Source organism: Streptomyces sp. NPDC001220 (genome assembly GCF_053597895.1).
Genome location: NZ_JBSFJE010000015.1, coordinates 206,057 through 230,386, shown reverse-complemented (window position 1 = coordinate 230,386; position 24,330 = coordinate 206,057). Strand labels below are relative to the sequence as shown.

Sequence of the window (24,330 nt, the reverse complement as noted above, 5' to 3'; positions counted from 1 at the left end):
GTGGCGTATCCCGCCATGTCTGGGAACGGAACGAACGCCGGTGACGATCCGCTCCAGACCGCGGTATGGCGGTTGCGCTCGCGGGCCTGCTGGGCCGACGCGGCGGCACTGCTGCCGACGGACACGCCGCCGGCCTCCCTGCAGCGGGCGGGACTGATGGTCGAACGGTGTCTCTACACCGAGGGCGGCTGGGGAGAGGCGGAGGACGCGCTGCGGACGGCGGAGGCGGTGGCCCGCACCGACGAGGAACGGGGCGCCGCCGCCTGCGAGCGCGGCCAACTCGCCTACGCGGCCACGCTGCACGGGGTGCGGGACCGGGCCGACGAGGCACGGGCCGCGCTCGGCAGGGCGGCGGCACTGATCCCTCCGGGGGCGCCGGGGCGGGCCCTTCTCGACTTCCGCCGGGGCCTGCTGGCGGAGAACCTGACCCGCTCCCCGCAGGCGGCGCGGGCGGCCTACCGCCGGGCCCACGCGGCCGCCACGGCCCACGCCGACCCGCTGCTGCTGTCCTCAACCTGGCGCCATCTGGCCGGACTTGCCCTGCGTGAAGGGGAGTTGGCGGAGGCCCGGCACGGTTTCGCGGAGTCGCTGCGGATCAGGGAGGAGCTGGGCTACCTGGTGGGCACGGCACCGGCGCTCGCGTCCCTGGCCGACACGGAGCCGGAGCCGGAGGCGTCGCGGCTGCGCGAGGAGGCGGGCCGCCTGTTCCGCCTCCTGGGCGGCGTCCCGACCTGGCTGGCGGCCCAGCTGACCCCGCCGACCCCGGGAGCGGCGACCGCCTGAGACGCGCCTCAGAGAAAACTGAGAGTTTGCTGTGCCAGGCTGGCGCGCCCCGACCCCCTCAGGAGCGCTTTGCCATGAGCACCGTCAACGGCCTGCCGGCCCATGTCCTGCTGGTCCACATCGTCGTCATACTGGTTCCGCTGACCGCCCTGGCCCTGGTGGCGGCCGCCCTGTGGCCCCGTGCCGCGCGGCGGCTGGGCGTGCTGCTGCCCGCGCTCGCCCTGGTCGCCCTGGTCAGCGTGCCGCTGGCGACGCAGGCCGGCGAGTGGCTGGAGCGGCATGTGACCGACGATGCCCTGGTCCGCCGGCACACCGAGCTGGGCGACGGACTGCTGCCGTGGGCGCTGGGGCTGTTCGTCCTGGCCACGGTCGTGTGGTGGGCGACCCGGCGCGGCGGGCAGGAGTCGGACCGCAGCGGGGACGCACGCCTGTCGGCCCTTCCGGTGCGGGTCGCGGTGGGCGTGCTGTCGGTGGTCGTGGCGGCCGGCGCGGTCGTCGACGTCTACCGCATAGGCGACTCCGGCGCGAAGGCCGCGTGGCACGACGCGTACGACAAGACGGCACAGGGCAACTGAGCCGCCTACGCCGAGTGCTGGGGGTTTCATCCACCGGTGTCACCCTCAGCTGCGGCGCCCCTGAAGGGCCGCTGACCGCAGCGTCTTTCAGGGGCGCGGGGCTGTCTTTCAGGGGCGCGGGGCTGTATCGATATGCGGCTACCGCCGCGCGGGCGCGACCGGCCACGACGTACCCGCACCCGGGCGACGGCCGCCACCCCTGCGGCGGGCCGCCGCGCGAACACCCTCCGCCGCTCAGCCCGCGGTGGCGAAATGCCCGGTCACCAACCGGCGCACCGCATTCAGCTCCCCCGCGATCAACGCCTCCAGCAACGCCGCGTGCTCACCCGCGTCCGCCATCAGGTCGGCCCGGCCCCCGCTGAGCGGAACCGCCCGCCGGTGCAGGTCCTCCGCGATCTGCACCAGCTGCTGGTTGCCCGCAAGGGCCAGCACCGCCCGGTGGAACGCCCGGTCGGCCTCCGCGTAGGTCGCCCTGCACCCCTTCGCCGCCGCCCGCACCGACTCCTCGGCCAGCGGCCGCAACGCGGCCCACCGCTCGGCCGGCACGCTGCGCGCCAGCCGCATCATCACCGGCACCTCGATCAGCGCCCGCACCTCGGCCAGTTCGGCGAGTTCCCGGGCGCCCCGCTGCACGACCCGGAACCCGCGGTTGGGCACGACCTCGACCGCGCCTTCCAGGGCCAGCTGCTGCATCGCCTCGCGCACGGGCGTCGCGGAGACCCCGAACCGCTCCCCCAGCGCCGGCGCCGAGTACACCTCACCGGGCGCCAGCTCCCCGCTCGCCAGCGCGGTGCGCAACGCGTCCAGGATCTGCCCGCGCACGGACGCCCGCTGCACGGCGGGCCTGGGCTGCGGGATCGGCGGTTCGCAGTGCGTGTGCTCGCCGCGCGCGGCCGGCGCGCCGGCCGGGTGTCCGCCCGTCTCCCGGGCCGACTCCCCGGACCGCGTCTGCGCCGGCACCCTGGCCGTCTCGGCCGGAGCCGGGTGCGCGCGATGGTTCACGGGTCCTCCTCCGACTCGTCGGGACTTGGGCCATTAACGGTGGGTTGTCACTTGTCCGTCAAGCACCTTAGGCGCCCCGGGCGATAGTTCAAATTTCCGAATGAATGGGTAAGGTAAGGCTTACTTATCCAGCATTCGGCCCGCACCCGATCGGTGGTAGCCCATGCCCTCCCCCGTCTCCGCCGCCTACGCCCGCCTGGCCGGGGTCTGCCCGGACCTGGTGGTCACGGAGCTGGGCTCGGGCGAGCCGGCACCCCGGGGCGGCGACTGGGTCGGCGCCGCCGAGCTCGCGGCGGGCGAGGCCGGTCTGGACGCCTTCCTGGCCTGGGACGAGGACCAGATTCTGCGGGACTACGGACAGCCGGGCCGCCCGGACGTGGTGGCCACCTTCGGCCTGCACCGCTACGGCTGGGCCGCCTGCCTCCTGATCACCCTCCCCTGGTTCCTGGACCGCCGGGTCCCGCGGCTGCCCGTGACGCATGTCTCGTACGACCGGGTGGCCGGCCGCATGGCGGTGCGCGTCGCCTCCTTCGCCTGCCTGCCGGGCGACCCGGCGGCGGCACTGCCAGGCGCGGTGGTCGTCGCGGACGAGGAGGCGCTGCGGGCCGAGGTGCGGGCGGCCGTCGCCGAGCACCTGGAACCGGTCCTCGGCGCCTTCGGGCCGCGGATGCGGCGGCGCGGGCGCGCGCTGTGGGGCATGGCCACCGACGAGATCGTCGAGGGGCTCTGGTACGTCGCCGGACTGCTCGGCGACGCGGAACGGGCCGTACCCGAACTCGAACGGCTGCTGCCGGGCGCCACCAAGCCGTACGTCGGCTCGGCCGCCTTCCGGGTACTGGCCGGGCCGGCGGGCGAGCCGCTGCCGACCCGGGACCGGGCGAGCTGCTGCATGTACTACACGCTGCGCCCCGAGGACACCTGCGCCACCTGCCCGCGCACCTGCGACGACGAGCGGATCGCCAAACTCGCGGCGGCCGCGGCGGCCTGAGGCGCCCTCAGACCTGCCGGGGGACGGAGCACCCCACGGGATCCACTAAGATCACCCAGGGCGGGATCACCCTTGCGCCGACAGGGAATTCACAACTTCCTCACTTGCCGCAGGAACTTTCCGAGGAACCACCCGTATGGGTACTCTTACTCGAACTCAACTCCCGCCCCTCACGCGGCAGTTCGAGCAGAATGCCGCCCTGGGGCAACCCCTTGCACTTCCTTGGCGGCCTCTTGCCCCGAAACCCCCTGAGGGCCGGCGGGATTGGGCCACTATGGCGGGCGATACGCCCTATCCCAATGCAAGGGACCCCTAGATGAGACTGACCGACATATCGCTGAACTGGCTGCTTCCCGGCGCCGTACTGCTCCTGGGCATGCTGGTCGCGGTGGCGGTGCTCGCGCGCTCCAAGCGGTCCGGCGGGGAGCACGCGAAGGACGACTCGTGGGAGCGTAGCGAGGAGCGCCGCAGGCGCAAGGAGGCCATATACGGCACCGTCTCCTACGCGCTCCTGTTCTGCTCCGCGGCGGTCGCCGCGGCGCTCTCGTTCCGCGGTCTGGTCGGCTTCGGCCAGCAGAACCTCGGCCTCTCCGACGGCTGGGAGTACCTGGTGCCGTTCGGTCTGGACGGCGCGGCGATGTTCTCCTCCGTCCTCGCGGTGCGCGAGGCGAGCCACGGTGACGCGGCCCTCGGTTCCCGGATACTCGTGTGGACGTTCGCGGGCGCCGCGGCCTGGTTCAACTGGGTACACGCGCCCCGGGGCGTCGACCACGCGGGCGCTCCCCAGTTCTTCGCCGGCATGTCGCTGTCCGCGGCCGTCCTCTTCGACCGCGCGCTGAAGCAGACCCGCAAGGCCGCCCTGCGGGAGCAGGGCCTGGTGCCGCGTCCGCTGCCGCAGATCCGGATCGTGCGCTGGCTGCGGGCTCCCCGTGAGACCTACAAGGCCTGGTCGCTGATGCTCCTGGAGGGCGTGCGCAGCCTGGACGAGGCGGTCGACGAGGTGCGCGAGGACAAGCGGCAGAAGGAGACGAACCGCATGCGCCGCCGCGAGCAGGACCGTCTGGAGCGGGCCCAGCTCAAGGCCATCAGCCGGGGCCACCGGGGCTTCGTCGGACGCGGCCGGCAGGACGAGGTGCACCAGGTCGAGCGCGGTCCCTCCCAGCCCACCGCGGAGCCTGCCATATCGGCGCCGGAGCAGCTGCCCGTACGCCAGCGGCCCTCCCTCCAGCCAGTCCGCAAAGGGTCTGACCCGATCACGGTCGACCTGACCGCGGAGGACGACACAATGGCGTTGCCGCGCCTCGACTCCCTCGAGCGCAAGCTCAAGGACCTTGAGCAGCAGTTCGGTTGATCGTCTGCTGCCGGACGGCACCTCGGGACGGGGGCGTGACCTTCAGGGTCACGCCCCCGTCCCGTTGTGGGAAGGCGGCCTCAGGCGGCCTCCGCGTCCAGTTCGAACCACACCGACTTGCCCACCTCGTGCGGCTGGACGCCCCAGGCGTCCGCGAGGGAGTCGACCAGCACCATGCCCCGGCCGTGGGTGCCGTCCCCGGTGTCCGGGGCGCACACGCGGGGCCGGCGGCCCACGAAGTCCCGGACCTCCACCCGTAGTTGGCTGGGCCCCACGACGGCCGTCAGCACGGCCTCGTGGTCGGTGTGGACGAGAGCGTTGGTGACGAGTTCGCTGGTGAGCAGTTCCGCGATCTCCGAACGGCCCGGTTTCCCCCAGTGGCGCAGCAGTTGCCGCAGCTCCCGGCGCGCCTCGGGCACCGCCCGCAGATCCGACCGCCCCAGCCGGCACCTGAGCTGTGCCGGGTGTCCCCGTTCCGTCGTGTCGGTCTCTTCCCCCGCCGCCTGCGCCGAGGAGGCCCCGATGGCCACGGGACCGCCCCCTCGTGCCTGACTGTTCATGACCCCCGCCCGCACGCTGTTGCCGGTTCCCCTCCTGATCGAACACGTTCACGGGGATCCATGCCCGCTCGGGCACGGGCCAGTCATGTCACGCCGATGACGGCCGGGTGTTCGGCCATGTCCTGAACCGGCCCCGGCCCGTACGTCGCCTCCCGGATCGTCCCGTACGCGCCAACGGTGCCGGGGACCCGGCGTGAAACAGCCCCTCGTACAACCCCCGGAGCTGTTTCACGCGGTCCACGGCACCGGCGAACCTGGCCGAAACCTACCCTTCCGCCTACTTAACCCCGAGGCCCTTGGTGCCGATGTGAATGATCTTGTGGGAGCCGCGGCTCACGTCGACGAACAGCTTCGTGGTCGTGTTGCGGCTCCAGGTCAGGGTGACGACGGCCTCGGTGTGGTTCTTCGCCGTGCCGTTGTCGGTGACCTTCCACTTGAGCGGGGTGTTCTGGGCCTGCAGCACCCCGTCGGCGTGCTCCCGGTTCTCCCACGCCTTCACCTTCTTCAGGTAGGTCGGGTCGATGTAGTAGGCACGCAGCGCGGTGGGCAGGCCGCCGCTTCCGTCCAGGTCGCTCTCGGCGTCGATGTAGGCGCCGTAGAAGTCGGCGACCCGGGTGAGGTTGACCGACGGGTCGCCGCTGACGCTGCGCGGCGCGCCGGCCGAGGCCTGGGCGGTGAAGCCGAGCCCGAGGGCCACGGCGAGCACGCCGGTGGTGAGGACGGTGCGGGTCTTGGTGCTCATGTCTGATTCCCCGTTTTCTGCAGTGATGGCTGATGGCTGATGCGGCTGATGCGGCTGATGGCTGATGCGGCTGATGACTGTCGGGGCCGTCCTCCCCTCCCCCGAGCGGGAGGACGGCCCCGTCCTTCAGTGGAGCTTCTTCACGGCCGTGGTGGTCGTCTTCTTGAACGCCTTCACCGGCGCGTCCTGGAAGCCGCCCAGCTGCCCCCAGTCCACGACCGTCACGGTGCTCCCCTCCCGGCCGAGCGACAGCAGCCGGATGTCACTGGCGCCCCAGGAGGTCTCGGTGTGCAGGGCGTAGACGTGGGCGCCGTCGCCGACGGACAGGTCTCCGTGGTCCTGGAAGTCCGCCCGGGTCTCCGGGTCCTCCATCTCGATCCGGTCCGCGCAGGACACGATGTCCTCGTCCAGCTTCGCGACCCGGCCCTTCGCCGCGCGGACGTCGGCCAGTTCGACGCTGACCTGGCGGGCGCCGGTGTCGAGATCGGTCCGGAACTCCCGGTACCAGGTGTTCTGGCCGCCGCCGAGGGCGATGCCCAGGCAGGTGTCCTGCCTGACCGCCTCCGGCACACCCGCGGTGACCTTGCCGGCCGTCCAGGACGAACTCGGGTGCGGCGGCAGGTCGGCCGCCGCGAGGAAGCCGGGCGGCTTCGGGGCGGCCGCCGCCGGGACGGCGAGCGTGGTGCCTACGGCCAGTGCGGCGCCGGCGAGTACGGTGAGCGCGCCTGCTCGGGTGCGCTTGGGCATGGATGGTCCCCCGTTGGATCGGTGCATGGGTGTGGGATGCCGCGGACGGCGCCGGCTGGTCGGTCCGGCCCTGGTCGGTGCGACACCAGAAGCATCGGCTGCCGGCTGCGGCAACCGCAACGGCCACCGCCCGTTCCGCCGGCCTGGAACCATCCCAGCCCTGTTGACGTGCAGGTATATGAGTGCCTGGGATACGGACGACCGGGGGAAGGTGCCCGTGCGCGAGGACGTCGAGGAGTTCGCGGCGCTGCTGCGGCAGTTGAAGGACCGTACGGACCGGAGCTACGGCTCGCTGGCCCGCCGCCTGAACATGAACACCTCCACCCTGCATCGCTACTGCGCGGGCGAGGCGGTGCCGCTGGACTTCGCTCCGGTCGAGCGCCTGGCCGCGTTCTGCGGGGCGAGCCCGGCGGAACGGCTCGAACTCCACGAGCGCTGGTTACGGGCGGTGGCGGCACGGCAGCGGCCCCGGACGGCGGAGGACACCCGCCAGGTCCCCGAACCCACGACCGCGGAGGCCTCGCAGCAGACCCCGGCGGAACCGGAGGCCCCGGCAGCCTCGGAGGCCGCGGCCGAGAACGGGGAGGACCCGGTACCGCGGCCCGGTCCCACGCCCCGCCCCTGGTACCGCCGGCGCCGCACCCTGGCCGGCTCGGCCGTGGCCGTCGTTCTCCTGGTGACGCTGGGCAGTCTGATCGCCCCCTCGAACGACCGGCCGCCCGCCGGCACCTCCGCCCGGGGCCCCGGTTCCTCCCCCACGACCGCCGCCGGCGACGCCCGGCGCCACGACCCCGCACCCACCGGCCCGACACCGGACGACTCCGGCTCGCCCGTCCACCGCTCGCCGTCCGCGGCGCCGGACGGCACCAAGACCGCCTCGTCCTCCGCCCCGGGCACGCCCACCGGTCCCGCCCCGACCGGCGTCCCGCTCGCCTGGACCGCCAGCTCCCAGGTGTGGGAGCTGGGCTGCGACCACGACTACGTCATCGACAAGCAGCCGGCTCAGGTTCCGCCGCCGCCCGTCCCGCAGGACGCCGGCACCTGGGCGGCCACCCAGAACGCGGTGCACGGCCGCGACACGATCGTCCAGATCTCGGTGCAGGGCCGCTCGCCCACGGCCGTAGTCCTGGAGGACCTGCGGGTGCGGGTCGTCGGCCGTAGCGCGCCCGCACCCGGTATCGCCTACTCCATGGCCGACGGCTGCGGCGGCGGGCTCACCCCGCGCTACTTCGACGTCGACCTGGACAAGGACCGCCCCCTCGCCCGCCCGGTGGCCGGTGAGGGCCCGGACGGGCAGACCGTCTCGACCATGCGGCTGCCCTACCGGGTCTCGTCCACGGACCCGGAGGTGCTCCGCGTCAACGCACGTACCGAGGGCTGCGACTGCCGCTGGTACCTCGAACTGGACTGGTCCTCACAGGGCCGCTCCGGCACGGTCCGGATCGACGACCACGGCCGGCCGTTCCGCACCAGCTCCATCAAGGGCCTGCCGGAGTACTGGTACGGCTTCGTGAACGGCGTCCGCCAGTGGGTGCCGGTCGAGGGGTGAGCTACGGCCTCGGCATGTTGCGCAGGTTGGAGCGGGCCATCTGGACCATCCGGCCCACGCCGCCGTCGAGGACCATCTTGGACGCGGAGAGCGCGAAGCCGGTGACCATGTCGGCCTTGATCTTCGGCGGGATGGACAGCGCGTTGGGGTCGGTGACGACGTCGACCAGGGCCGGGCCCTTGTGCTTGAAGGCGTCCTTCAGCGCACCGGCGAGCTGCCGGGGCTTCTCGACCCGCACTCCGTAGGCACCGCAGGCCTGGGCGACGGCGGCGAAGTCGGGGTTGACGTTGGTGGTGCCGTACGAGGGCAGGCCCGCCACCAGCATCTCCAACTCGACCATGCTGAGCGCCGAGTTGTTGAACAGCACGACCTTCACCGGCAGGTCGTACTGCACGAGGGTCAGGAAGTCGCCCATCAGCATGGCGAAGCCGCCGTCCCCGGACATCGACACGACCTGCCGTCGCCGGTCGGTGAACTGCGCGCCGATCGCCATCGGCAGCGCGTTGGCCATCGAGCCGTGCGAGAAGGAACCGATCACCCGGCGGCGGCCGTTGGGCGAGATGTACCGGGCCGCCCAGACGTTGCACATGCCGGTGTCGACCGTGAACACCGCGTCCTCGTCGGCGAGTTCGTCCAGTACCGAGGCCACGTACTCGGGGTGGATCGGGACGTGCTTCTCCACCTTCCGGGTGTACGCCTTCACCACCCCCTCCAGCGCGTCCGCGTGCTTCTTGAGCATCCGGTCCAGGAACCGCCGGTTCTCCTTGGTCCGCAGCCTCGGCACCAGACAGCGCAGCGTCTCGCGCACATCGCCCCACACGGCGAGGTCGAGACGGGACCGGCGGCCCAGCACCTCGGGGCGCACGTCGACCTGGACGATCTGTACGTCGTCGGGGAGGAAGGCGCTGTACGGGAAGTCGGTGCCGAGCAGGATCAGCAGGTCGCACTCGTGGGTGGCCTCGTAGGCGGCGCCGTAGCCGAGCAGTCCGCTCATGCCGACGTCGTACGGGTTGTCGTACTGGATGTGCTCCTTGCCGCGCAGGGCGTGCCCCACCGGGGACTTGATCTTCCCGGCGAGTTCCATGACCTCCGTGTGCGCGCCGGCCGTGCCGCTGCCGCAGAACAGCGTCACCTTGTCCGCCGCGTCGATCATCGCGACCAGCTTGTCGAGTTCCTCGTCCCCGGGGCGGACGGTGGGCCGGGAGGTGACGATCGCGCTCTCGACGGGCTCGTCCGGGGCGGGTTCGTCGGCGATGTCGCCCGGCAGGCTCACCACGCTCACCCCGCTGCGGCCGACCGCGTGCTGGATGGCGGTCTGAAGCAGCCGGGGCATCTGCTTGGGGCTGGAGATCAGCTCGCTGTAGTGGCTGCACTCCTGGAAGAGCCGGTCGGGGTGGGTCTCCTGGAAGTAGCCCAGGCCGATCTCGCTGGAGGGGATCTGCGAGGCGAGGGCGAGCACCGGGGCCATCGAACGGTGGGCGTCGTACAGGCCGTTGATGAGGTGCAGGTTGCCCGGCCCGCAGGAGCCGGCGCAGGCCGCCAGCTTCCCGGTGACCTGGGCCTCCGCGCCGGCCGCGAAGGCGGCGGTCTCCTCGTGGCGGACGTGGATCCAGTCGATGGCGGAGTTGCGGCGGACAGCGTCGACCACCGGGTTGAGGCTGTCGCCGACGACGCCGTAGAGGCGGCGCACTCCGGCGCGGACGAGGATGTCGACGAACTGCTCGGCGACGTTCTGCTTGGCCATGGCGGACGGGTGCCCCTTCCCTGTGGGCGGATACCTCCCATCCACGCACAGGGACCGGCGTCACGCCTCCCAGACGACCGCCGCCGTACGGTCGTCGGCGTAGCCCTTCACCCGTACCTGGGTGTCCGCGAGGAACGCGGCGAGGCCCGGCGGGGTACGGCCGGACCAGCGTCGGGCCAGGTACGCGCAGAGGGCGGGCTCGCCGCGCAGCGGGTCGGCGAGCCCGCCGCTGCACATCACCAGAGCGTCACCCGGGCGGGCTACCGAGGCCCGGAAGAGGAAGGGGTCGCGGGGCGGTTCGGGGGCCGGTTCGTAGGGGCTCGGCGGGGTCGGGATGCCGAGGTCCATGGTGAGCCGGTCGCCCTGCGGGGTCTCGGCGGGCGGCGAACCGTAGCCGACCACGGCCTCGCCGACGGTGTCGGTGTCGACGTGCGGTTCGATGTCCTGCCACTCGCCGTCCCGGAGCCGGAACAGCCCGCCCTCCCCGACCCCGAAGAAGACCCGGGTACGGCACTGGGGGTGGGCGGGGATGAGCAGGCAGCGCAGGCTGGCCGCGTACTCCTCAGCGGCGACGCCCTGTTCGGCGGCGCTGGCGCGGAGTTTGCCGAGGCTGCGGTCGGTGAGCCGGTGCAGCCCGGACTTGAGGTCGCCGCGGCGGGCGGCCTGGATGTCCTCGGTGAGCCGCTGGTGACTGCGGCCCACCGCCCGGGCGATCCACTCGCAGACCTCGGCGGCGGCCCGGTGGGCACCGGGGGTGGCCCGGGCGCCGGTGGCCATCGCGACCAGGAGCAGAGCCTGGTCGCCGGAGCCGAACCGGGCGGTGAGCAGGGCGTCGCGGCGCGGTTCGCCCCGGTACCGGGCGGAGTCGCCGCGCTGGGAGACGGCGCGCAGGGTGCAGGTGCCGTAACGGGCGCCGTCCAGCACGGTGTCGGCGACCAGGTCGTCGAGTTCGTCGGGGTCGGCGGCGGGCAGGGCGGTGGGTTCGGCGTCGTAGGTGGGCGGGCCGGAGCCGACGTAGTCCACGGAGGAGACCGGGGCGGCTGCCGGGGCCGAGTGCGGCGGGAGCGTGGCCAGGTCGCGGCGGGTGGCGGGGTGGGAGTCCGCCCAGGCGTCGTCGTCCGCCTCCGGGAACTCCGGGTCCTCCTCGTCCCACGGCCAGGGCTTGCGGACGGTGGCGGCCTTCTCGCCCGGTGCGTCGGTGGGGCCGGCCGGCGCGCGTTGCGCGGGCACGGTCGGCGGGACCGGCGGGACCGGCGGGGAAGGCGGGCCCTGCGGGACCGGCGGGGAAGGCGGGCCCGGCGCGGCTGGCTGCACCGGCACGGCCGGCGGGGCCGGCGGGGCCGTCGGGCCGCGCGGCGGCACCCGAGCAGCCGACGGGACCTGCGCGGCCGGGAGCCCGGACGGTCCCGGCTGCACCGGCACGGCCGGTGGGACGGGCGGTGCCGAGGGAACCGGCGGTGCCGATGGGACGGGCGGTGCCGGCGGAACCGGCGCGGTCGGTGGAACCGGCGCGGTCGATGGAACCGGCGCGGTCGATGGAACCGGCGCGGTCGGTGGAACCGGCGCGGTCGGTGGAACCGATGCGGTCGGTGGAACCGATGCGGCCGGTGGGACGGGCTGCTCGGTGCCCGGTTCCTCCGCGGCGCCCCGCCGTCCCCGTCCCCGTCCCCGTCCCGCCACCGTGTTCTTCGCCGAGGCGAAGCGGTCGTCCAGGGAATCGGGTGCGGCCGTGGGGCCGGTGTCCTCGGTGGAGTCGTCGTACAACTGCCCCCACCAGTCGTCCTCATGACGGGTGGGCCTACCCCCTGGCTGACTCATGCCCCTAATTGTCCACCGCACGGGCCGGATGAAAACGGGGCATCGGGAAAATCCCGCACCCGAACCGGTGTCGAACGGCGTGGCGAGTGACGCGCTGAACACCCGTGCGAGCAAAGAGAGTCGACGACACGCGTGAGGGGCATGGTGCCCGTGACACGTGTGAGTCGCCGGGTGGTCCCACCCCCCACGGGAGAACCACCCGGCGACACCTGAGTGACCCGGCCCCAGATCCCCTACGCGTGCGCGCGTCATGGGCCCGGGCCACCGTTCGCACGGCCGGACGCGGCCGCGTCGGCCGGAGGCCAGATTGTGACGGGCAATCCTTGCGACCAGCTGTGCATTGCGGATCCGGATCCCCGGTGAAGGTGCTGCGCTGACGTGATCTTGGCAGAGTGACCGCCGGTACGGCGATGATGTGCTGCGGCGGGTTTGCGCCGTGGCCGGTTCCCGCCATGGCGCCCGACTTCGAGGGAGGGACGCGGGTCGATGCTGGCAGCGCTCGGTCTGGACGAGAGGGACGAGTCGGCGTACCGGACGCTGGTCTCCGTGGGCGCCGCCGAGGTGCCCGACCTGGCGCGGCGCCTGACGCTGGCCGAGCCGGACACCGAGCGCGCGCTGCGCCGGCTGGAGCGGCACGGCCTGGCGGCCCAGTCCTCGGGCCGGCCGGGCCGCTGGGTGGCGGCGCCGCCCGGGGTGGCACTGGGGGCGCTGCTCACCCAGCAGCGGCACGAGCTGGAGAAGGCGGAGCTGGCGGCGGCACTGCTGGCCGAGGAGTACCGGGCGGCGGCCGCCGAGCCGGCGGTGCACGACCTGGTCGAGGTGGTGACCGGCGCCCCGGCCGTCGCCCAGCGGTTCCTCCAGCTCCAGCTGGGGGCCGCCGACGAGGTGTGCGCGCTGGTCACCGGCAACCCGATGGTGGTCTCCGGGACGGAGAACGAGGCGGAGGAACAGGCGGCCGGCCGGGGGGTGCGCTACCGGGTGGTGGTGGAGCGCGCGGTGCTCGATCTGCCACACGGGATCACGGAGTTGACGGCGGCACTGGGCCGCGACGAGCAGGTGCGGGTGGTGGACCGGGTCCCGACCAAGCTGGTCGTGGCGGACCGCTCCCTCGCGATGGTCCCGCTCACCTCGCACACCTCGGAGCCCGCCGCGGTGGTGGTGCACGCCAGCGGCCTGCTGGAGCTGCTGTCCGAACTGTTCGAGTCGGTGTGGCGGTCCGCGCTGCCGCTCCGCCTCGGCGCCTCGGGGGTGACCGAGGAACGGCCGGACGCCCCCGACGCCACCGATCTGGAGGTGCTGTCGCTGCTGCTGGCCGGGCTGACCGACGTGAGCGTGGCCAAACAGCTCGACCTGGGCCTCAGGACCGTGCAGCGCCGGGTGAGACGGCTGATGGAACTGGCCGGGGTGACGACCCGGCTGCAGCTGGGCTGGCACTCCTACGAGCGGGGCTGGGTGGCCCGGGACTGACCCGCGCGGCACGCCGGGCGGAGACGCTGTACGACGCGCGCCCGGTGTCATGGGGGCTCAGAGCAGGTCGACGAGCCGGACGGCGGCGGCCAGGGCGCGCATGCCGGCGTCGTTGAAGTGCAGATGGTCGCCGGGATCGTAGCCGGGCCGGATGCGCGTCGGCTGCTCCGGATCGCGGACGACGGCGTCGAAGTCCACGTACGCGTCGAAGACGTGCCGGGTGCGGATCAGCTCGTTGACCCGCTGCCGTACGGCCTCCCGGGCGTCGGTGTAGCCGCTGAACCCCTCGTAGGGCGTGAGTGTCGCGCCCACGACCCGGATTCCGCGCGCGTGGGCGCGGGCCACGATCGCCCGGTACGCCCGTACGAAGTCGGCGGGGTCCGTGGCCTCCGGGTCGCCCTTGATGTCGTTGATGCCTTCGAGGAGGACCAGGGTCCGGACACCCGCCCGGGTCAGCCCGTCGGCGTCCAGCCGGTTCAGGGCGCCCGGTCCTCCGGTGCTGTCGAGCAGCAGCCGGTTGCCGGAGATCCCGGCGTTGAGGACGCCGATCCGGAAGGGGCGCAGCCGTTCCGCGAGACGGTCGGGCCAGCGGTGGTTGGTGCCGAAGCTGGAGCCGTTGCCGTCGGTGAGGGAGTCGCCGAAGGCGACCACGGTGCCGAGGGTCACGCTGCGTACGTCGACACCGGCTACGTAGTACCAGTTCCCGGTGGTCCCGGTGTACGCGGTCCCGTGTTCGTCGGCGGCCCGGCCGGCGCCGTGCCTGGCGAGGTAGCTGGTCTGGAGCGCGACGCGGTGATAGGTGGCGGGACCGGAGTCGCCCGGGGTCTCGACGGTGACCAGCAGATCGGCGGCGGCCGGGACGGCGAGCGGCACCGGGTCACTGACCAGGTCCTGTCCTGCCGGTACGACCGCGGTGCCGGCGCCGTCGAAGGTGGCGCCGCGCATGGACCCGGGTACGGCGTCCGCGCCGGAGCCCCGGCGCAGCGCGACGGTGACCGCGCCGAGCCGGAGGGGTGCGCTGCCGAGCCGGTTGCTGATCCGGACCCGTACCGCACTGCCTCCGACGCTGAGATGAACGACGTTGCGGTAGGCGGCGCCGGGCACCGCGCGGACGGTACCGGAAGGCGCGGTCTCCCAGCTCCCCGCCCAGAGCGAGGGGCCGGATTCGGCACCGGCCCGCCCCGTCGTACCCACCGCGATCAGCAGCGCCGCGCCGAGGACCCGCCCGACCTTGCCCATCCACACCCGCCCTTCCTGAGGCCCACTCGAGGGGAAGGTGGCATACGGATGCCGAGCGGGGCGGCAACTCGACCGGGGGACCACCCGGTCGGCGGAGTGGGGGGCGGTGACCGTAGTGGTGCGGCAGCGGGTGGGTGGGGGCTGGTCGCGCAGTTCCCCGCGCCCCTTACGGGGCGCTGTGGCCACGCCTGCTGCACGGCTGCGCGCAGCCGCCGCTAACCCGCCACCACCGCTCCCTCCAGCGTCAGCAGCCGTACCTTTCGCTCAAGTCCCCCCGCGTAGCCGGTCATCGAACCGTCCGCGCCGATCACCCGGTGACAAGGCCGCACGATCAGCAGCGGGTTGGCCCCGATCGCCCCGCCGACCGCGCGCACCGCCATCCTGGACGCCCCGATCCGCGCGGCGATCTCCCCGTACGTCGTCGTCCCCCCGTACGGCACGCCGTCCAGCGCACCCCACACCCGCTCCCGGAACTCGGTCCCGTGTGCGCTCAACTCCAGCCGGAACTCCTTCAGTTCACCGGCGAAGTACGCGGCGAGCTGCTCCTCGGCCGCCCGGAAGGGGCCCGCGTCCGCGAGCCACCCCGTCTCGACGCTCCGACCGCCCTTCTGCCCGGGGACGGACAGGGAGGTCAGCGCCCCGTCCGCATCCGCGGTCAGGAGCAACTCCCCGACCGGCGAGACGATCCGCGTCCAGTACGTGACATCCATCAGTTCCTCAGCTCTCCTTCCACCAGCAGGTGCCGGACGGCGTACGACCGCCAGGGCCGCCAGTCGTCCGGTATGTCCAGTTCGGGCGCGGCCACGTCGGGGTCGCCGAGCGCACGGACCCGGATCGCGGCGACGACCGACGGCTCCAGCCCGGGCACGGCCCGCAGGGCCGCCTCCGCGTCGTCCCGGTCGGCGCCCGGGCCCAGCCGTACGGTGCCGTCCGCGAGCGCGGCGGCGAGCGCGCCGAGGGTGCCGTCCGGCTCGGCCCCGGCGAGCACGGCGGCCTCCGGGAAGAGGTGGGTGAGGCTGCCGGCGGGCGCGTCCAGCGCCTTGCCGTACCGCTGGACCAGTCGCTCGGCGCCGTCGGTGCCGACCAGGGCCCGTACCGCGGCCTCGGCCGGATCCGCGGTCCCGGGTGAGCGCAGCCCCGGCCGCGCGGCGACCAGCGGAGCGAGCCGTGGGTCCTCGGCGAGCCGCTCGTCGACGGCGTACGGGTCGGCGTCGAGGTCGAACAGCCGCCGCAGCCGCTGTACGGCGGTGGTCAGGTCGCGCGGGTCGGTGAGCCGCAGCCCGGCGTCGAGCCAGCCGCCGGGACGGGCACCGCCGGCCACGGCACCGGTCCGCTCCTCGACGGCGACGACGCCATGGCCGTACGGCAGTCGCAGGGTGCGGCGGTAGGTGCGGGCGCCGGGGACGCCGGTGACCTCCTCCACACCGGGTACGGCCTCGCGTTCCAGCAGGTCGAAGACGGGACCGGCCTGGTACGGGCCGCGGTGGGCGAGCCGCAGCGGGATCCCGGCCGCCGGCGAGCCGCGCCGGGCGCCCCGGCCGCCGGGCGCCGCCTCGCGCAGCCGGCTCGGGGTCGTGGCGTACACGGCGCGGACGGTGTCGTTGAACTGCCGCACGCTGGCGAATCCGCTCGCGAAGGCGATCTCCGTGACCGGCAGCTCGGTGGTCTGGAGCAGCACGCGTGCGGTGTGGGCGCGCTGGGCCCGGGCGAGAGCGACCGGGCCGGCGCCGACTTCGGCGGTGAGCTGCCGCTGCACCTGCCGGGCGCTGTAGCCGAGCCGGTCGGCGAGGCCGCCGACGCCCTCCCGGTCCACGACGCCGTCGCCGATCAGCCGCATGGCCCGGCCGACGACGTCGGCACGGGCGTTCCACTCGGCGGACCCGGGCACGGCGTCCGGGCGGCACCGGCGGCAGGCCCGGAAGCCGGAGCCCTGCGCCGCGGCGGCGGTGCGGAAGAAGCGGACGTTGTGCCGCTTCGGGGTGACGGCGGGGCAGCTGGGACGGCAGTAGATGCCGGTGGTCCGCACGGCGAAGAAGAACGCGCCGTCGAACCGCCCGTCCCGGCTGCGCACCGCCTCATACCTGGTCTCTTCGTCCATCACCCTTCAAGTGTGGGCGATGGGCGAGGGTGGGTCTGGCGGGAATCGGACGTGGTGCTAGCGCCACCGCCCCTGCTTCGCCTCCATCGCCGCCTTCCCCTCCGCACCCCTCTTCTTCCAGTCCTTCTTCATCTCGGACCGCAGGCGTGCGTCCGTCTTCGCGACGATCCACTGGTTCTCCCGCATCAGCTTGCGGTAGCTCTCCAGCCGGCGCACGGGCAGTTCCCCGGTCTCCACCGCGAAGCGCACCGCACAGCCCGGCTCGCTCTCATGCCCGCAGTCGGAGAACCGGCACCCCTCGGCCAGTTCCTCGATCTCGGAGAACACCTGCCCGACCCCGGTCCCGGCGTCGAACAGGCCCACGCCGCGCAGCCCGGGGGTGTCGATCAGCACTCCCCCGCCCGGCAACGCCAGCAGGTTGCGGGTGGTCGTGGTGTGCCGGCCCTTGCCGTCGACGTCCCGGGCGGCCCGGACGTCCATCACGTCCTCGCCGACCAGCGCGTTGGCGAGGGTGGACTTGCCCGCGCCGGACTGGCCGAGCAGGACGGACGTACCGGAGTGGACGAGCGAGACGAGGACGTCGAGGCCGTCCCCCGCCATCGCGCTGACGGTGAGGACCGGCACGCCGGGGGCGCTGGTCTCGACGTCCTGGACCAGATGCGCGAGGGTCACCGGGTCCGGGACCAGGTCCGCCTTGGTGAGGACCACGACCGGCTGGGCCCCGGACTCCCAGGCCAGCGCCAGGAACCGTTCGACGCGGCCGAGGTCGAGCTCGACGGCGAGGGACACGGCGACGATCGCGTGGTCGACGTTGGCCGCGAGGATCTGGCCCTCGGACCGCTTGGAGGAGGTGGAGCGCACGAAGGCGGTACGGCGCGGCAGGTACGCGCGTACGTAACGGGGATGGCCGCCGGGTTCCACGGCGACCCAGTCGCCGGTGCACACGACGCGCATCGGATCGTGCGGGGTGACGAACGCGGTGTCGGCGCGCAGCGGGCCGCCGGCGCTGACGATGTCGCACTGCCCGCGGTCGACACGGACGACACGCCCGGCCAGCAGGCCTTCGGCGGCGTAGGGGGCGAACTCCTTCGCCCAGGTCTCGTCCCAGCCGTAGGGAGCGAGCGCGGAGAAAACAGCAGCAGAGCTGGAAGTCAAGGGTGACCCTTCACAGGGCGGCCCCGGGAAAGCTGGTAGGTCAGCCGGTGGCCGCGGAGGTGGAATGGACGAACTTCTGGTCGCGGGCAGCGCCCATCGCAACGACAGCCATCGGTCACACCTCCTGTGCAAGCCAAGTCACCCACGGCACCTCAGGGGTTGCCGCTCGAACACCACCGACCCTAGAAGATGCGCGAGCCGTGACGCCACCGAATTTCGGCGCGGTCACGGCGAGCGCGGACGGGCGGTTCGACGCGCGGACGTAGGCCCGGCCGCGGCCCGCCGTCCCGGATCCGCCACACGGCGCTGACCTGCGGCGCCGAGTCGCAGCCGGGACCGCGGAGCCGCAGCCGGGGACCCGTCACGCGGTGGCCAACGCGCATTGGCCTCGGTCGGCCTTCGTCGGTCCGGCGGCGCTCGGACGGACCTCGAAGTCGAACATGGCGGTGGGTACGTACAACGAGCAGCAGGCGTTGGGGATGTCGACGATGCCGCTGATACGTCCCTCTATGGGCGAGGAGCCGAGCAGCAGGTAGGCCTGCTCTCCGCTGTAGCCGAACTTCTTGAAGTACTCGACGGCGTTGAGGCAGGCCCGGCGGTAGGCCAGCGTCGCGTCGAGGTAGTAGTTCGTGTCCGTGTCGTGGTCGACGGAGATCCCGATGAAGGTGAGGAACTCCGTGTACCTGGGCTCGACGTTGCCCGGAATGAACACGGGGTTGGTGGAGATGCCGTACGTCTCCATGCCGCCCTTGATCAGGTCGACGTGGAAGTCGATGAACCCGCCCATCTCGATGGCGCCGCAGAAGGTGATCTCTCCGTCGCCCTGACTGAAGTGCAGGTCACCTCCGGACAGCTTCGCGTCCTTGACGTGTACGGGGTAGAAGACTCTCGATCCTCGGGTGAAGTTCTTGATGTCGTGGTTGCCACCGTTCTCGCGGGCCGGCACCGTGCGTGCGCCTTCCTCACCGATGTGGCGTGCCAGGTCTCCGGTGGCCGTACCGGCGAGTGCGTTGGTGCTGTCCGGAGGTACGGCGAGCGGCGGGACCCGGTTGGGGTCCGTGTCGATCAGCGCCTGCTCGCGGGCGTTCCAACGGGCGAGCATCTCGGTGGACGGGGCGGTTCCGAACAGCCCGGGGTGGGTGATCCCGGTGAAGCGGATCCCGGGAAGGTGACGGGAGACGGCCTGCTGTCCGTGGAAATCCCAGACCGCTTTGTAGGCGTCCGGGAAGTAGTCGGTCAGGAAGCCTCCGCCGTTGGCCTTGGCGAAGATGCCGGTGTAGCCCCAGCCCTGCCCTGCCGCGTCCCCGGTCTGCTGCGGCACGGGGCCGAGGTCGAGGATGTCGACGACGAGCAGGTCGCCGGGTTCGGCGCCCTCCACGCCTATCGGGCCGCTGAGCATGTGAGGGATGGTCAGGTCGATGTCCCGTACGTCGTTGGCGGTGTCGTTGTTGCCGACCTGGCAGTCGGTCCAGTCGCGGCACTCCATGCGGAACTCCGCTCCCGGCTTCACCATGGCGACGGTGGGGATGTCCGGGTGCCACCTGTTGTGACCGGGCACGGTCTGGTCACGCATCGACTTGCTGTGGTCCACACTGAAGACAATCTCAGGCATGAGAACTCCTCGTTTCTGATCCGGTCACGTCGGTGCGCCCACGCCTCCGGCCCGCGGGGCAGCCGAGGTCGGCCGGGGCTTTCTATGGGTGCGCGGCCACAGACCCGCGAACACCACGACGCCGAAGGCCGCCAGTGCGATGGCGATCTCGGTGGGGTGTTTCCAGTAGCCGGAGAGCAGCAGCCCGGCGGGAATCACACCGGTGACCCAGCCTTCGATCGCCGTGACCCAGCCGGTATAGATCGTGAGGTCGTCCCTCTTGAGACCGAGCAGCAGGAAGAACAGGAACCACAGGTAGGCCCAGTAGAGCCAGATGACCCCGAAGGGGTAGTCCTTGAGCAGCCGGAAGTTGGCGTACGAGTACCCCAGGGCGACAATTGCCACGAACAGCGAGTAGTAGCCGACGCCGGTGCTGTCGAGACCGACGAGCAGGCCGATACCCACATAGAGGTAGGTGAAGCCGAAGAGGTAGATGCCGGATGCCGCCAGGATCTTCATGGGGTCGTTGTTGGCGGTGAAGATGAGGTAAGTCGGCGTCAGTACCTGCAGTGCGCCCACGAAGAGGTTGAACACCGCTCCCGCTCGGGCATCGACCTTCCCGAGCAGCAGCAATCCGTTCATGAAGAGCACCGCACCGACGAAGAGCAGTCCCACGTTTCCCACGGGGACGCACCTCCTAAGTCCGCGTGGGGAGTGGAATCGCGTGCCGCCAGAGGCCGAATGGGACGCCGATGAAACGGCTTTGCTCCCGGCCCGCGTTGCGTGATTCCGCATTCCGCACACCGCTGCGGGGACGACGTCGTGTTCCGATGCCGAGACCCGCATGAGACGTTCGCCTTGCCGACCACCGCCTTCAGGAACGCGGCAGCCGCGAGAGCGCGGGGTGCGGGGGCACCCTTCTGCGTGGCGGCAATGAGGAGACCACTGCCGGAGCCTCACGCGCCTGCTCCTCCAGGACATGGAGGGCGGCGACCGGGTGCGAGGTCAGCGCAAGGCCGGGCGAGGAGTACACACGCCTCGCAGCGCGTGCGCAGACGGGGCAGCCATATGCCTGGGGCGCCGTCCCGATCGCCAACTTCACGTCGAAGGGCCCGCATCGGCCGCACAGATATTCATAGGTTGCCATCAGCAGCCTCCGGATGCCGGTGGACGCTGCCAGACCCGAGTGCGTGCTGTGAACACCCCGACTGGCGCACGCCACAGGACATTTCCTACCTTCAAGGAGACGTCTCGTAAATCCCGGTGTCAAGTACCGACCTGTTCCGGCAGCGCGTGCCGTACACCGAGACCCGTCAGCCGCGCGGCACGAACGAGCCGATCATGTTGATCAGCCAGGTGCCGTGCGGGAAAACGTCCCTGCCGCGTCCCTGGCCACCGGAAAACCTCCCGGCTGTCCCAGGGGATTGCAGTGCCGACACGCACGCGACTAAAATTCAAGATCATCGGTGTTCGACCGGCTTGCCGACGCCCTACCTGTTCCCAGGAGCAGTGGCTCCACCGATGGAGGACGGCCATGGCAAAAATTCTTGCGGTGCTCTATCCGGATCCCGTGGGCGGTTATCCCCCCGACTACGCCCGCGACGAGATTCCCACCATCAGCGGCTATCCGGGCGGTCAGACCGCGCCGACCCCCCAGGCCATCGATTTCACCCCGGGGCACCTCCTCGGCTGCGTCTCAGGAGAACTGGGGCTGCGCCGGTTCCTGGAGGACCGGGGTCACACCCTCGTCGTCACGAGCGACAAGGAAGGGGCGGACTCCACCCTGGACCGCGAGCTTCCCGACACCGACGTGGTGATCTCGCAGCCGTTCTGGCCCGCCTATCTGACCCCGGAACGCATCGCCGCGGCCTCCCGGCTCAGACTCGCGATCACCGCGGGGATCGGGTCGGACCACGTCGACCTGCCGAGCGCCATCGCCCACGACATGACCGTGGCCGAGGTGACCTTCAGCAACAGCATCAGTGTGTCGGAGCACGCCGTGATGCAGATTCTCACCCTGGTGCACAACTACATGCCGGCGCACGAGTGGGTGACCACCAAGAAGGGCTGGAACATCGCCGACAGCGTCTCGCGCGCCTACGACCTCGAAGGCATGGCCGTCGGCGTCCTCGGCTCCGGGCGGATCGGCCAGGCGGTACTGCGCCGCCTCAAGCCGTTCGACGTCACGCTGCACTACTGCGACGTGCACCGGCTGGACAAGGACGTCGAGGAGGAGCTGGAGCTGACCTGGCATCCCGACGCCCGTTCGCTGGCCCCCGCCGTCGATGTGCTCTCGATCCACACTCCGCTGCATCCACAGACACAGAACCTCTTCGACGACGAGCTGATCGGGGCCATGAAGCGCGGTTCGTACATCGTCAACACCGCACGGGCGCTCATCGTCGACCGGGATTCCGTGGTGCGGGCCCTCGACAGCGGACAACTGGCCGGTTACGCCGGTGACGTCTGGTACCCGCAGCCGCCACCGCCCGACCACCCCTGGCGCACCATGCCCTACGAGGCGATGACGCCGCACGTGTCCGGGTCGACCCTCTCGGCGCAGGCACGCTACGCGGCCGGTGCGCGGGAGATCCTGGAATGCTGGCTCGACGGCCGCCCCATTCGCGCGGAGTACCTGATCGTCGAAGGCGGTGGGCTCGCCGGGACGGGAGCGAGTTCCTACACGGTCGCCGGATGACCGCACGGCCGGAGTGATGTCCGAGGTCCGAGAAATCAGCTGCGGATTCAATAGAAGATCCACCGACCCGGCTGTGAGCCGCTTCACCACCGATTTACTGGACGGGCCCGGGTGAACCCTTTAGCGTCCATAAATAGATTGTTTTTCATTATGTAGGGATACCGGCGCCGCGGGTAATCTCTCGTAAGAAAACCAGGCGAACGCCGGGAAGGTGGATCTGTGAGCACGGACGCAGTGTGGGTTCGGGGCGTGACCGGAATTCAGATGCATCACGTGACCGACCTTCAGGATGCCGGCAGGTTTTTGGGCAACGCAGCGATGGCACTGCGGGCCGCGCACGTGAGGACCGGCGCCGACCGGTACTCCGGCATCGCCGCCGAGCTCAGGGCTCTGGTGGAGCGAGTGCGTGAACTGGAGGACGAGGCGCGGTCGAGCATGCACGAACTGCACTCCGCCGACCCCGAGCGGTTCATCCGCTGCCGGGACGGCCACGAGCCGTGGCCCGGCGAGATCCCCGCAGGATTCATCCCGCGCCACACCTGCAAGGACGAGTGCCTTTACCACGACCGCGAGGTCCTCGAGGCCCTCATGCAGTGCACCTGCGGCCGGCCGCCGTGCCAGGCCTGTGAGATCGGCGGGAAGCTCTGACGAGCTCCTGAGCCCCGCGGCCGAGCCGCGTTCAGAGGCCGTCCGACCCCACCGCTGCGCTCTCCCCCAGCAGGCGCACGCACCCGGGCGCCGACGGTCGTCCCGGCGGTCGGTGACCCCGCGCCCGTAGCGGACCGGGGGACGGTGTCGTACCGGGCACGGAATGGTTGCGGCATGGGCTTCCCGGCACGACCGCGCCGGGGCTGCGGCAGCATGACCGCCCATGAGCAGAGACCGCTACGTCGACTTCCTGCGCGCGTGGGCCATCGTGCTGGTGGTGCTCGGCCACTGGCTGATCACAGCCCTGGTCCGGGAGCCCGGTGGACGGATCACCGCCCCGGAGCTGTTGGCGACCGTTCCCTGGACCCAGTGGCTGACGCTCGGGTTCCAGATCATGCCGCTGTTCTTCCTGGCCGGGGGCCACGCCGCGGGCGGTTCCTGGCCGCGTACCCAGGCGGCCGGGGGGACGGCCGCCGGGTGGCTGGGGCGACGGGCGCTGCGGCTGCTGCTGCCGGCGGGCCTCTACAGCGGTCTGGTGCTGCTCGCCGTCGGTGTCTGCTCGGCGGTCGGCGTGGACCCGGGCACGCTCTCGCTGGTGGGATGGGCGATGGCGATGCAGTTCTGGTTCCTTCCGGTGTATCTGCTGCTCAGCGCCCTGACGCCACCGATGTACGCGGCACACCGGCGCTGGGGACTCCTGGTCCCGTCGGCGATGGCGGCGGTTGCGCTGGCGGCCGACGTGCTCGTGATGACGGTGCACGCGCCGTACGCGGGTCTGCTGAACTACGTGCTCGTGTGGGGGGTCGCCTATCAGCTGGGCTTCTGCTGGCGGGACGGCCTGCTGACCGGGCGCCGGCTCGTGCCGGTCATGATGGCGGCGGGCGGCGCGGTGGCCTTCGCCGCGCTCGTGGCCCTCGGGCCGTTCCCGGTCAGCCTGATCCTGGTGACCGGCCAGCACCCCAGCAATACCGATCCGCCGTCGGCCGCGATGCTGGCGTGGGTGGTGACCCAGGTCGGGCTGTGCCTCCTCGCCGCACCGGCGGTGCGGCGGCTGCTGGACCGAGAGCGGGTGTGGCGCCTGGTGCGCCCCGTGGGGGCGACCAGCATGACCCTGTATCTGTGGCACATGCTGCCGGTCCTGGTCGTCGCCGCCGCGTTCTACCTGACCGGCCTCGCGCCCCAGCCGGCCCTCGGGTCCACCGCCTGGTGGGGGCTGCGGATCCCGTGGCTGCTGGTGCTCGGCCTCGTCCTGGCCGGCGTCGTGTCCGCGCACCGGCCCCTGGAACGCGGGCTGGCCGTGCTGTACGAACGGACCACTCCGGACGTCGGCCTGCGGCATGCCTGGCCGCTGTGGCTCGGCCTGGCCATGGACATCGCCGCCCTGGCCCGCTTCGCCGTGCGGGGCTTCGCGCCCGACGGCCGGCTCCCCGTACTGCCCACCATGGGCCTGGCGCTGGGCACCGCGCTGGTGATGCTGACGCGCTGGACGACGGCACGCCGGCTCGACCGGCCCACGGTGGCCCGGGTTCCGGGGCGGGTGTGAGAGCAGCGGCCGACCGACCTTCGCCGGTCGCC

General features: G+C 72.1%; 22 protein-coding genes. 9 read left to right on the top strand and 13 right to left on the bottom strand.

Going from position 1 to position 24,330, the window contains the following annotated elements; translation table 11 throughout:
- Positions 1 to 15 precede the first annotated feature (15 nt).
- Together ACWDGI_RS32575 and ACWDGI_RS32570 are read left to right on the top strand one after the other, a co-directional pair.
- The gene (locus ACWDGI_RS32575; protein ID WP_450765201.1) at positions 16 to 783 is read left to right on the top strand and encodes a hypothetical protein; all 768 of its coding nucleotides are present in this window, start codon (positions 16 to 18) and stop codon (positions 781 to 783) included.
- Between the two features lie 74 nt (positions 784 to 857).
- A complete protein-coding gene (locus ACWDGI_RS32570; protein WP_450765199.1) occupies positions 858 to 1,358 on the top strand; it encodes a DUF2231 domain-containing protein in 501 nt (166 codons plus the stop codon).
- A 234-nt stretch (positions 1,359 to 1,592) separates the two neighbouring features.
- Here ACWDGI_RS32570 and ACWDGI_RS32565 read toward each other — a convergent pair whose 3' ends face one another.
- A complete protein-coding gene (locus ACWDGI_RS32565) occupies positions 1,593 to 2,360 on the bottom strand; it encodes a GntR family transcriptional regulator (RefSeq protein ID WP_450765197.1) in 768 nt (255 codons plus the stop codon).
- A gap of 163 nt (positions 2,361 to 2,523) precedes the next feature.
- Between ACWDGI_RS32565 and ACWDGI_RS32560 the strand changes: the two genes are divergently transcribed.
- Both ACWDGI_RS32560 and ACWDGI_RS32555 read left to right on the top strand, forming a co-directional pair.
- A complete protein-coding gene (locus ACWDGI_RS32560; RefSeq protein ID WP_450765195.1) occupies positions 2,524 to 3,348 on the top strand; it encodes a (2Fe-2S)-binding protein in 825 nt (274 codons plus the stop codon).
- A gap of 316 nt (positions 3,349 to 3,664) precedes the next feature.
- A complete protein-coding gene (locus ACWDGI_RS32555) occupies positions 3,665 to 4,699 on the top strand; it encodes a DUF2637 domain-containing protein (protein WP_450765193.1) in 1,035 nt (344 codons plus the stop codon).
- Positions 4,700 to 4,779: 80 nt separating this feature from the next.
- Here the strand turns inward: ACWDGI_RS32555 and ACWDGI_RS32550 are convergent, their stop codons facing one another.
- From ACWDGI_RS32550 to ACWDGI_RS32540, 3 genes are all read right to left on the bottom strand, one after another.
- Positions 4,780 to 5,229 (bottom strand): ATP-binding protein, encoded by a 450-nt coding sequence (locus ACWDGI_RS32550; RefSeq protein ID WP_450765191.1) that lies wholly within the window; start codon positions 5,227 to 5,229, stop codon positions 4,780 to 4,782.
- Positions 5,230 to 5,536: 307 nt separating this feature from the next.
- On the bottom strand, positions 5,537 to 6,001 hold the full coding sequence (locus ACWDGI_RS32545; RefSeq protein WP_450765189.1) for a hypothetical protein: 465 nt from the start codon (positions 5,999 to 6,001) through the stop codon (positions 5,537 to 5,539).
- Between the two features lie 126 nt (positions 6,002 to 6,127).
- A complete protein-coding gene (locus ACWDGI_RS32540; RefSeq protein ID WP_450765187.1) occupies positions 6,128 to 6,748 on the bottom strand; it encodes a hypothetical protein in 621 nt (206 codons plus the stop codon).
- A gap of 178 nt (positions 6,749 to 6,926) precedes the next feature.
- Here ACWDGI_RS32540 and ACWDGI_RS32535 point away from each other — a divergent pair, with 178 nt between their 5' ends.
- The gene (locus ACWDGI_RS32535) at positions 6,927 to 8,297 is read left to right on the top strand and encodes a helix-turn-helix domain-containing protein (RefSeq protein ID WP_450765185.1); all 1,371 of its coding nucleotides are present in this window, start codon (positions 6,927 to 6,929) and stop codon (positions 8,295 to 8,297) included.
- Between the two features lies 1 nt (position 8,298).
- Here ACWDGI_RS32535 and ACWDGI_RS32530 read toward each other — a convergent pair whose 3' ends face one another.
- Positions 8,299 to 10,041, bottom strand: coding sequence for a pyruvate dehydrogenase (locus tag ACWDGI_RS32530; protein ID WP_450765183.1), 1,743 nt, complete (start codon positions 10,039 to 10,041; stop codon positions 8,299 to 8,301).
- Between the two features lie 60 nt (positions 10,042 to 10,101).
- Positions 10,102 to 11,271 carry a protein phosphatase 2C domain-containing protein gene (locus ACWDGI_RS32525; RefSeq protein ID WP_450765181.1) on the bottom strand — a complete coding sequence of 390 codons (1,170 nt, stop codon included), beginning with the start codon at positions 11,269 to 11,271 and terminating at the stop codon, positions 10,102 to 10,104.
- Between the two features lie 1,074 nt (positions 11,272 to 12,345).
- Between ACWDGI_RS32525 and ACWDGI_RS32520 the strand changes: the two genes are divergently transcribed.
- Positions 12,346 to 13,326, top strand: a complete 981-nt coding sequence (locus ACWDGI_RS32520) for a helix-turn-helix domain-containing protein (protein WP_450765179.1) — start codon at positions 12,346 to 12,348, stop codon at positions 13,324 to 13,326.
- 57 nt (positions 13,327 to 13,383) lie between these two features.
- Here the strand turns inward: ACWDGI_RS32520 and ACWDGI_RS32515 are convergent, their stop codons facing one another.
- From ACWDGI_RS32515 to ACWDGI_RS32485, 7 genes are all read right to left on the bottom strand, one after another.
- A complete protein-coding gene (locus ACWDGI_RS32515) occupies positions 13,384 to 14,565 on the bottom strand; it encodes an SGNH/GDSL hydrolase family protein (RefSeq protein WP_450765177.1) in 1,182 nt (393 codons plus the stop codon).
- A 215-nt stretch (positions 14,566 to 14,780) separates the two neighbouring features.
- The gene (locus ACWDGI_RS32510) at positions 14,781 to 15,275 is read right to left on the bottom strand and encodes a methylated-DNA--[protein]-cysteine S-methyltransferase (RefSeq protein WP_450765175.1); all 495 of its coding nucleotides are present in this window, start codon (positions 15,273 to 15,275) and stop codon (positions 14,781 to 14,783) included.
- Positions 15,275 to 16,663 carry a bifunctional transcriptional activator/DNA repair enzyme AdaA gene (locus ACWDGI_RS32505; protein ID WP_450765343.1) on the bottom strand — a complete coding sequence of 463 codons (1,389 nt, stop codon included), beginning with the start codon at positions 16,661 to 16,663 and terminating at the stop codon, positions 15,275 to 15,277. The genes ACWDGI_RS32510 and ACWDGI_RS32505 overlap by 1 nt, the downstream gene beginning before the upstream one ends.
- A 57-nt stretch (positions 16,664 to 16,720) precedes the next feature.
- Positions 16,721 to 17,818: a ribosome small subunit-dependent GTPase A gene (rsgA, locus tag ACWDGI_RS32500; protein ID WP_450765173.1), complete on the bottom strand. Its 1,098-nt coding sequence runs from the start codon at positions 17,816 to 17,818 to the stop codon at positions 16,721 to 16,723.
- Positions 17,819 to 18,179: 361 nt separating this feature from the next.
- Positions 18,180 to 19,430, bottom strand: a complete 1,251-nt coding sequence (fmdA, locus tag ACWDGI_RS32495; protein WP_450765171.1) for a formamidase — start codon at positions 19,428 to 19,430, stop codon at positions 18,180 to 18,182.
- Positions 19,431 to 19,454: 24 nt separating this feature from the next.
- Entirely contained in the window at positions 19,455 to 20,093 is a 639-nt protein-coding gene (locus tag ACWDGI_RS32490; RefSeq protein WP_450765169.1) for an AmiS/UreI family transporter, read from the bottom strand.
- A 190-nt stretch (positions 20,094 to 20,283) separates the two neighbouring features.
- On the bottom strand, positions 20,284 to 20,556 hold the full coding sequence (locus ACWDGI_RS32485) for an FmdB family zinc ribbon protein (RefSeq protein ID WP_450765167.1): 273 nt from the start codon (positions 20,554 to 20,556) through the stop codon (positions 20,284 to 20,286).
- 387 nt (positions 20,557 to 20,943) lie between these two features.
- On the opposite strand from ACWDGI_RS32485, the gene ACWDGI_RS32480 reads away from it, so the two are divergent.
- The 3 genes from ACWDGI_RS32480 (at position 20,944) to ACWDGI_RS32470 (ending at position 24,298) form a co-directional block, all read left to right on the top strand.
- The gene (locus tag ACWDGI_RS32480) at positions 20,944 to 22,107 is read left to right on the top strand and encodes an NAD-dependent formate dehydrogenase (protein WP_450765165.1); all 1,164 of its coding nucleotides are present in this window, start codon (positions 20,944 to 20,946) and stop codon (positions 22,105 to 22,107) included.
- A gap of 264 nt (positions 22,108 to 22,371) precedes the next feature.
- Positions 22,372 to 22,755: a hypothetical protein gene (locus ACWDGI_RS32475; protein WP_450765163.1), complete on the top strand. Its 384-nt coding sequence runs from the start codon at positions 22,372 to 22,374 to the stop codon at positions 22,753 to 22,755.
- Positions 22,756 to 22,978: 223 nt separating this feature from the next.
- On the top strand, positions 22,979 to 24,298 hold the full coding sequence (locus ACWDGI_RS32470) for an acyltransferase family protein (protein WP_450765161.1): 1,320 nt from the start codon (positions 22,979 to 22,981) through the stop codon (positions 24,296 to 24,298).
- Positions 24,299 to 24,330: the final 32 nt, after the last annotated feature.

Coding starts and splice junctions, on each gene's coding strand:
- ACWDGI_RS32575 (WP_450765201.1), top strand. CDS start 16: ATGTCTGGGAACGGAACGAACGCCGGTGACGATCCGCTCCAGACCGCG.
- ACWDGI_RS32570 (WP_450765199.1), top strand. CDS start 858: ATGAGCACCGTCAACGGCCTGCCGGCCCATGTCCTGCTGGTCCACATC.
- ACWDGI_RS32560 (WP_450765195.1), top strand. CDS start 2,524: ATGCCCTCCCCCGTCTCCGCCGCCTACGCCCGCCTGGCCGGGGTCTGC.
- ACWDGI_RS32555 (WP_450765193.1), top strand. CDS start 3,665: ATGAGACTGACCGACATATCGCTGAACTGGCTGCTTCCCGGCGCCGTA.
- ACWDGI_RS32545 (WP_450765189.1), bottom strand. CDS start 6,001: ATGAGCACCAAGACCCGCACCGTCCTCACCACCGGCGTGCTCGCCGTG.
- ACWDGI_RS32540 (WP_450765187.1), bottom strand. CDS start 6,748: ATGCCCAAGCGCACCCGAGCAGGCGCGCTCACCGTACTCGCCGGCGCC.
- ACWDGI_RS32535 (WP_450765185.1), top strand. CDS start 6,927: ATGAGTGCCTGGGATACGGACGACCGGGGGAAGGTGCCCGTGCGCGAG.
- ACWDGI_RS32530 (WP_450765183.1), bottom strand. CDS start 10,041: ATGGCCAAGCAGAACGTCGCCGAGCAGTTCGTCGACATCCTCGTCCGC.
- ACWDGI_RS32520 (WP_450765179.1), top strand. CDS start 12,346: ATGCTGGCAGCGCTCGGTCTGGACGAGAGGGACGAGTCGGCGTACCGG.
- ACWDGI_RS32515 (WP_450765177.1), bottom strand. CDS start 14,565: ATGGGCAAGGTCGGGCGGGTCCTCGGCGCGGCGCTGCTGATCGCGGTG.
- ACWDGI_RS32510 (WP_450765175.1), bottom strand. CDS start 15,275: ATGGATGTCACGTACTGGACGCGGATCGTCTCGCCGGTCGGGGAGTTG.
- ACWDGI_RS32505 (WP_450765343.1), bottom strand. CDS start 16,663: ATGGACGAAGAGACCAGGTATGAGGCGGTGCGCAGCCGGGACGGGCGG.
- fmdA (WP_450765171.1), bottom strand. CDS start 19,430: ATGCCTGAGATTGTCTTCAGTGTGGACCACAGCAAGTCGATGCGTGAC.
- ACWDGI_RS32485 (WP_450765167.1), bottom strand. CDS start 20,556: ATGGCAACCTATGAATATCTGTGCGGCCGATGCGGGCCCTTCGACGTG.
- ACWDGI_RS32480 (WP_450765165.1), top strand. CDS start 20,944: ATGGCAAAAATTCTTGCGGTGCTCTATCCGGATCCCGTGGGCGGTTAT.
- ACWDGI_RS32475 (WP_450765163.1), top strand. CDS start 22,372: ATGCATCACGTGACCGACCTTCAGGATGCCGGCAGGTTTTTGGGCAAC.
- ACWDGI_RS32470 (WP_450765161.1), top strand. CDS start 22,979: ATGAGCAGAGACCGCTACGTCGACTTCCTGCGCGCGTGGGCCATCGTG.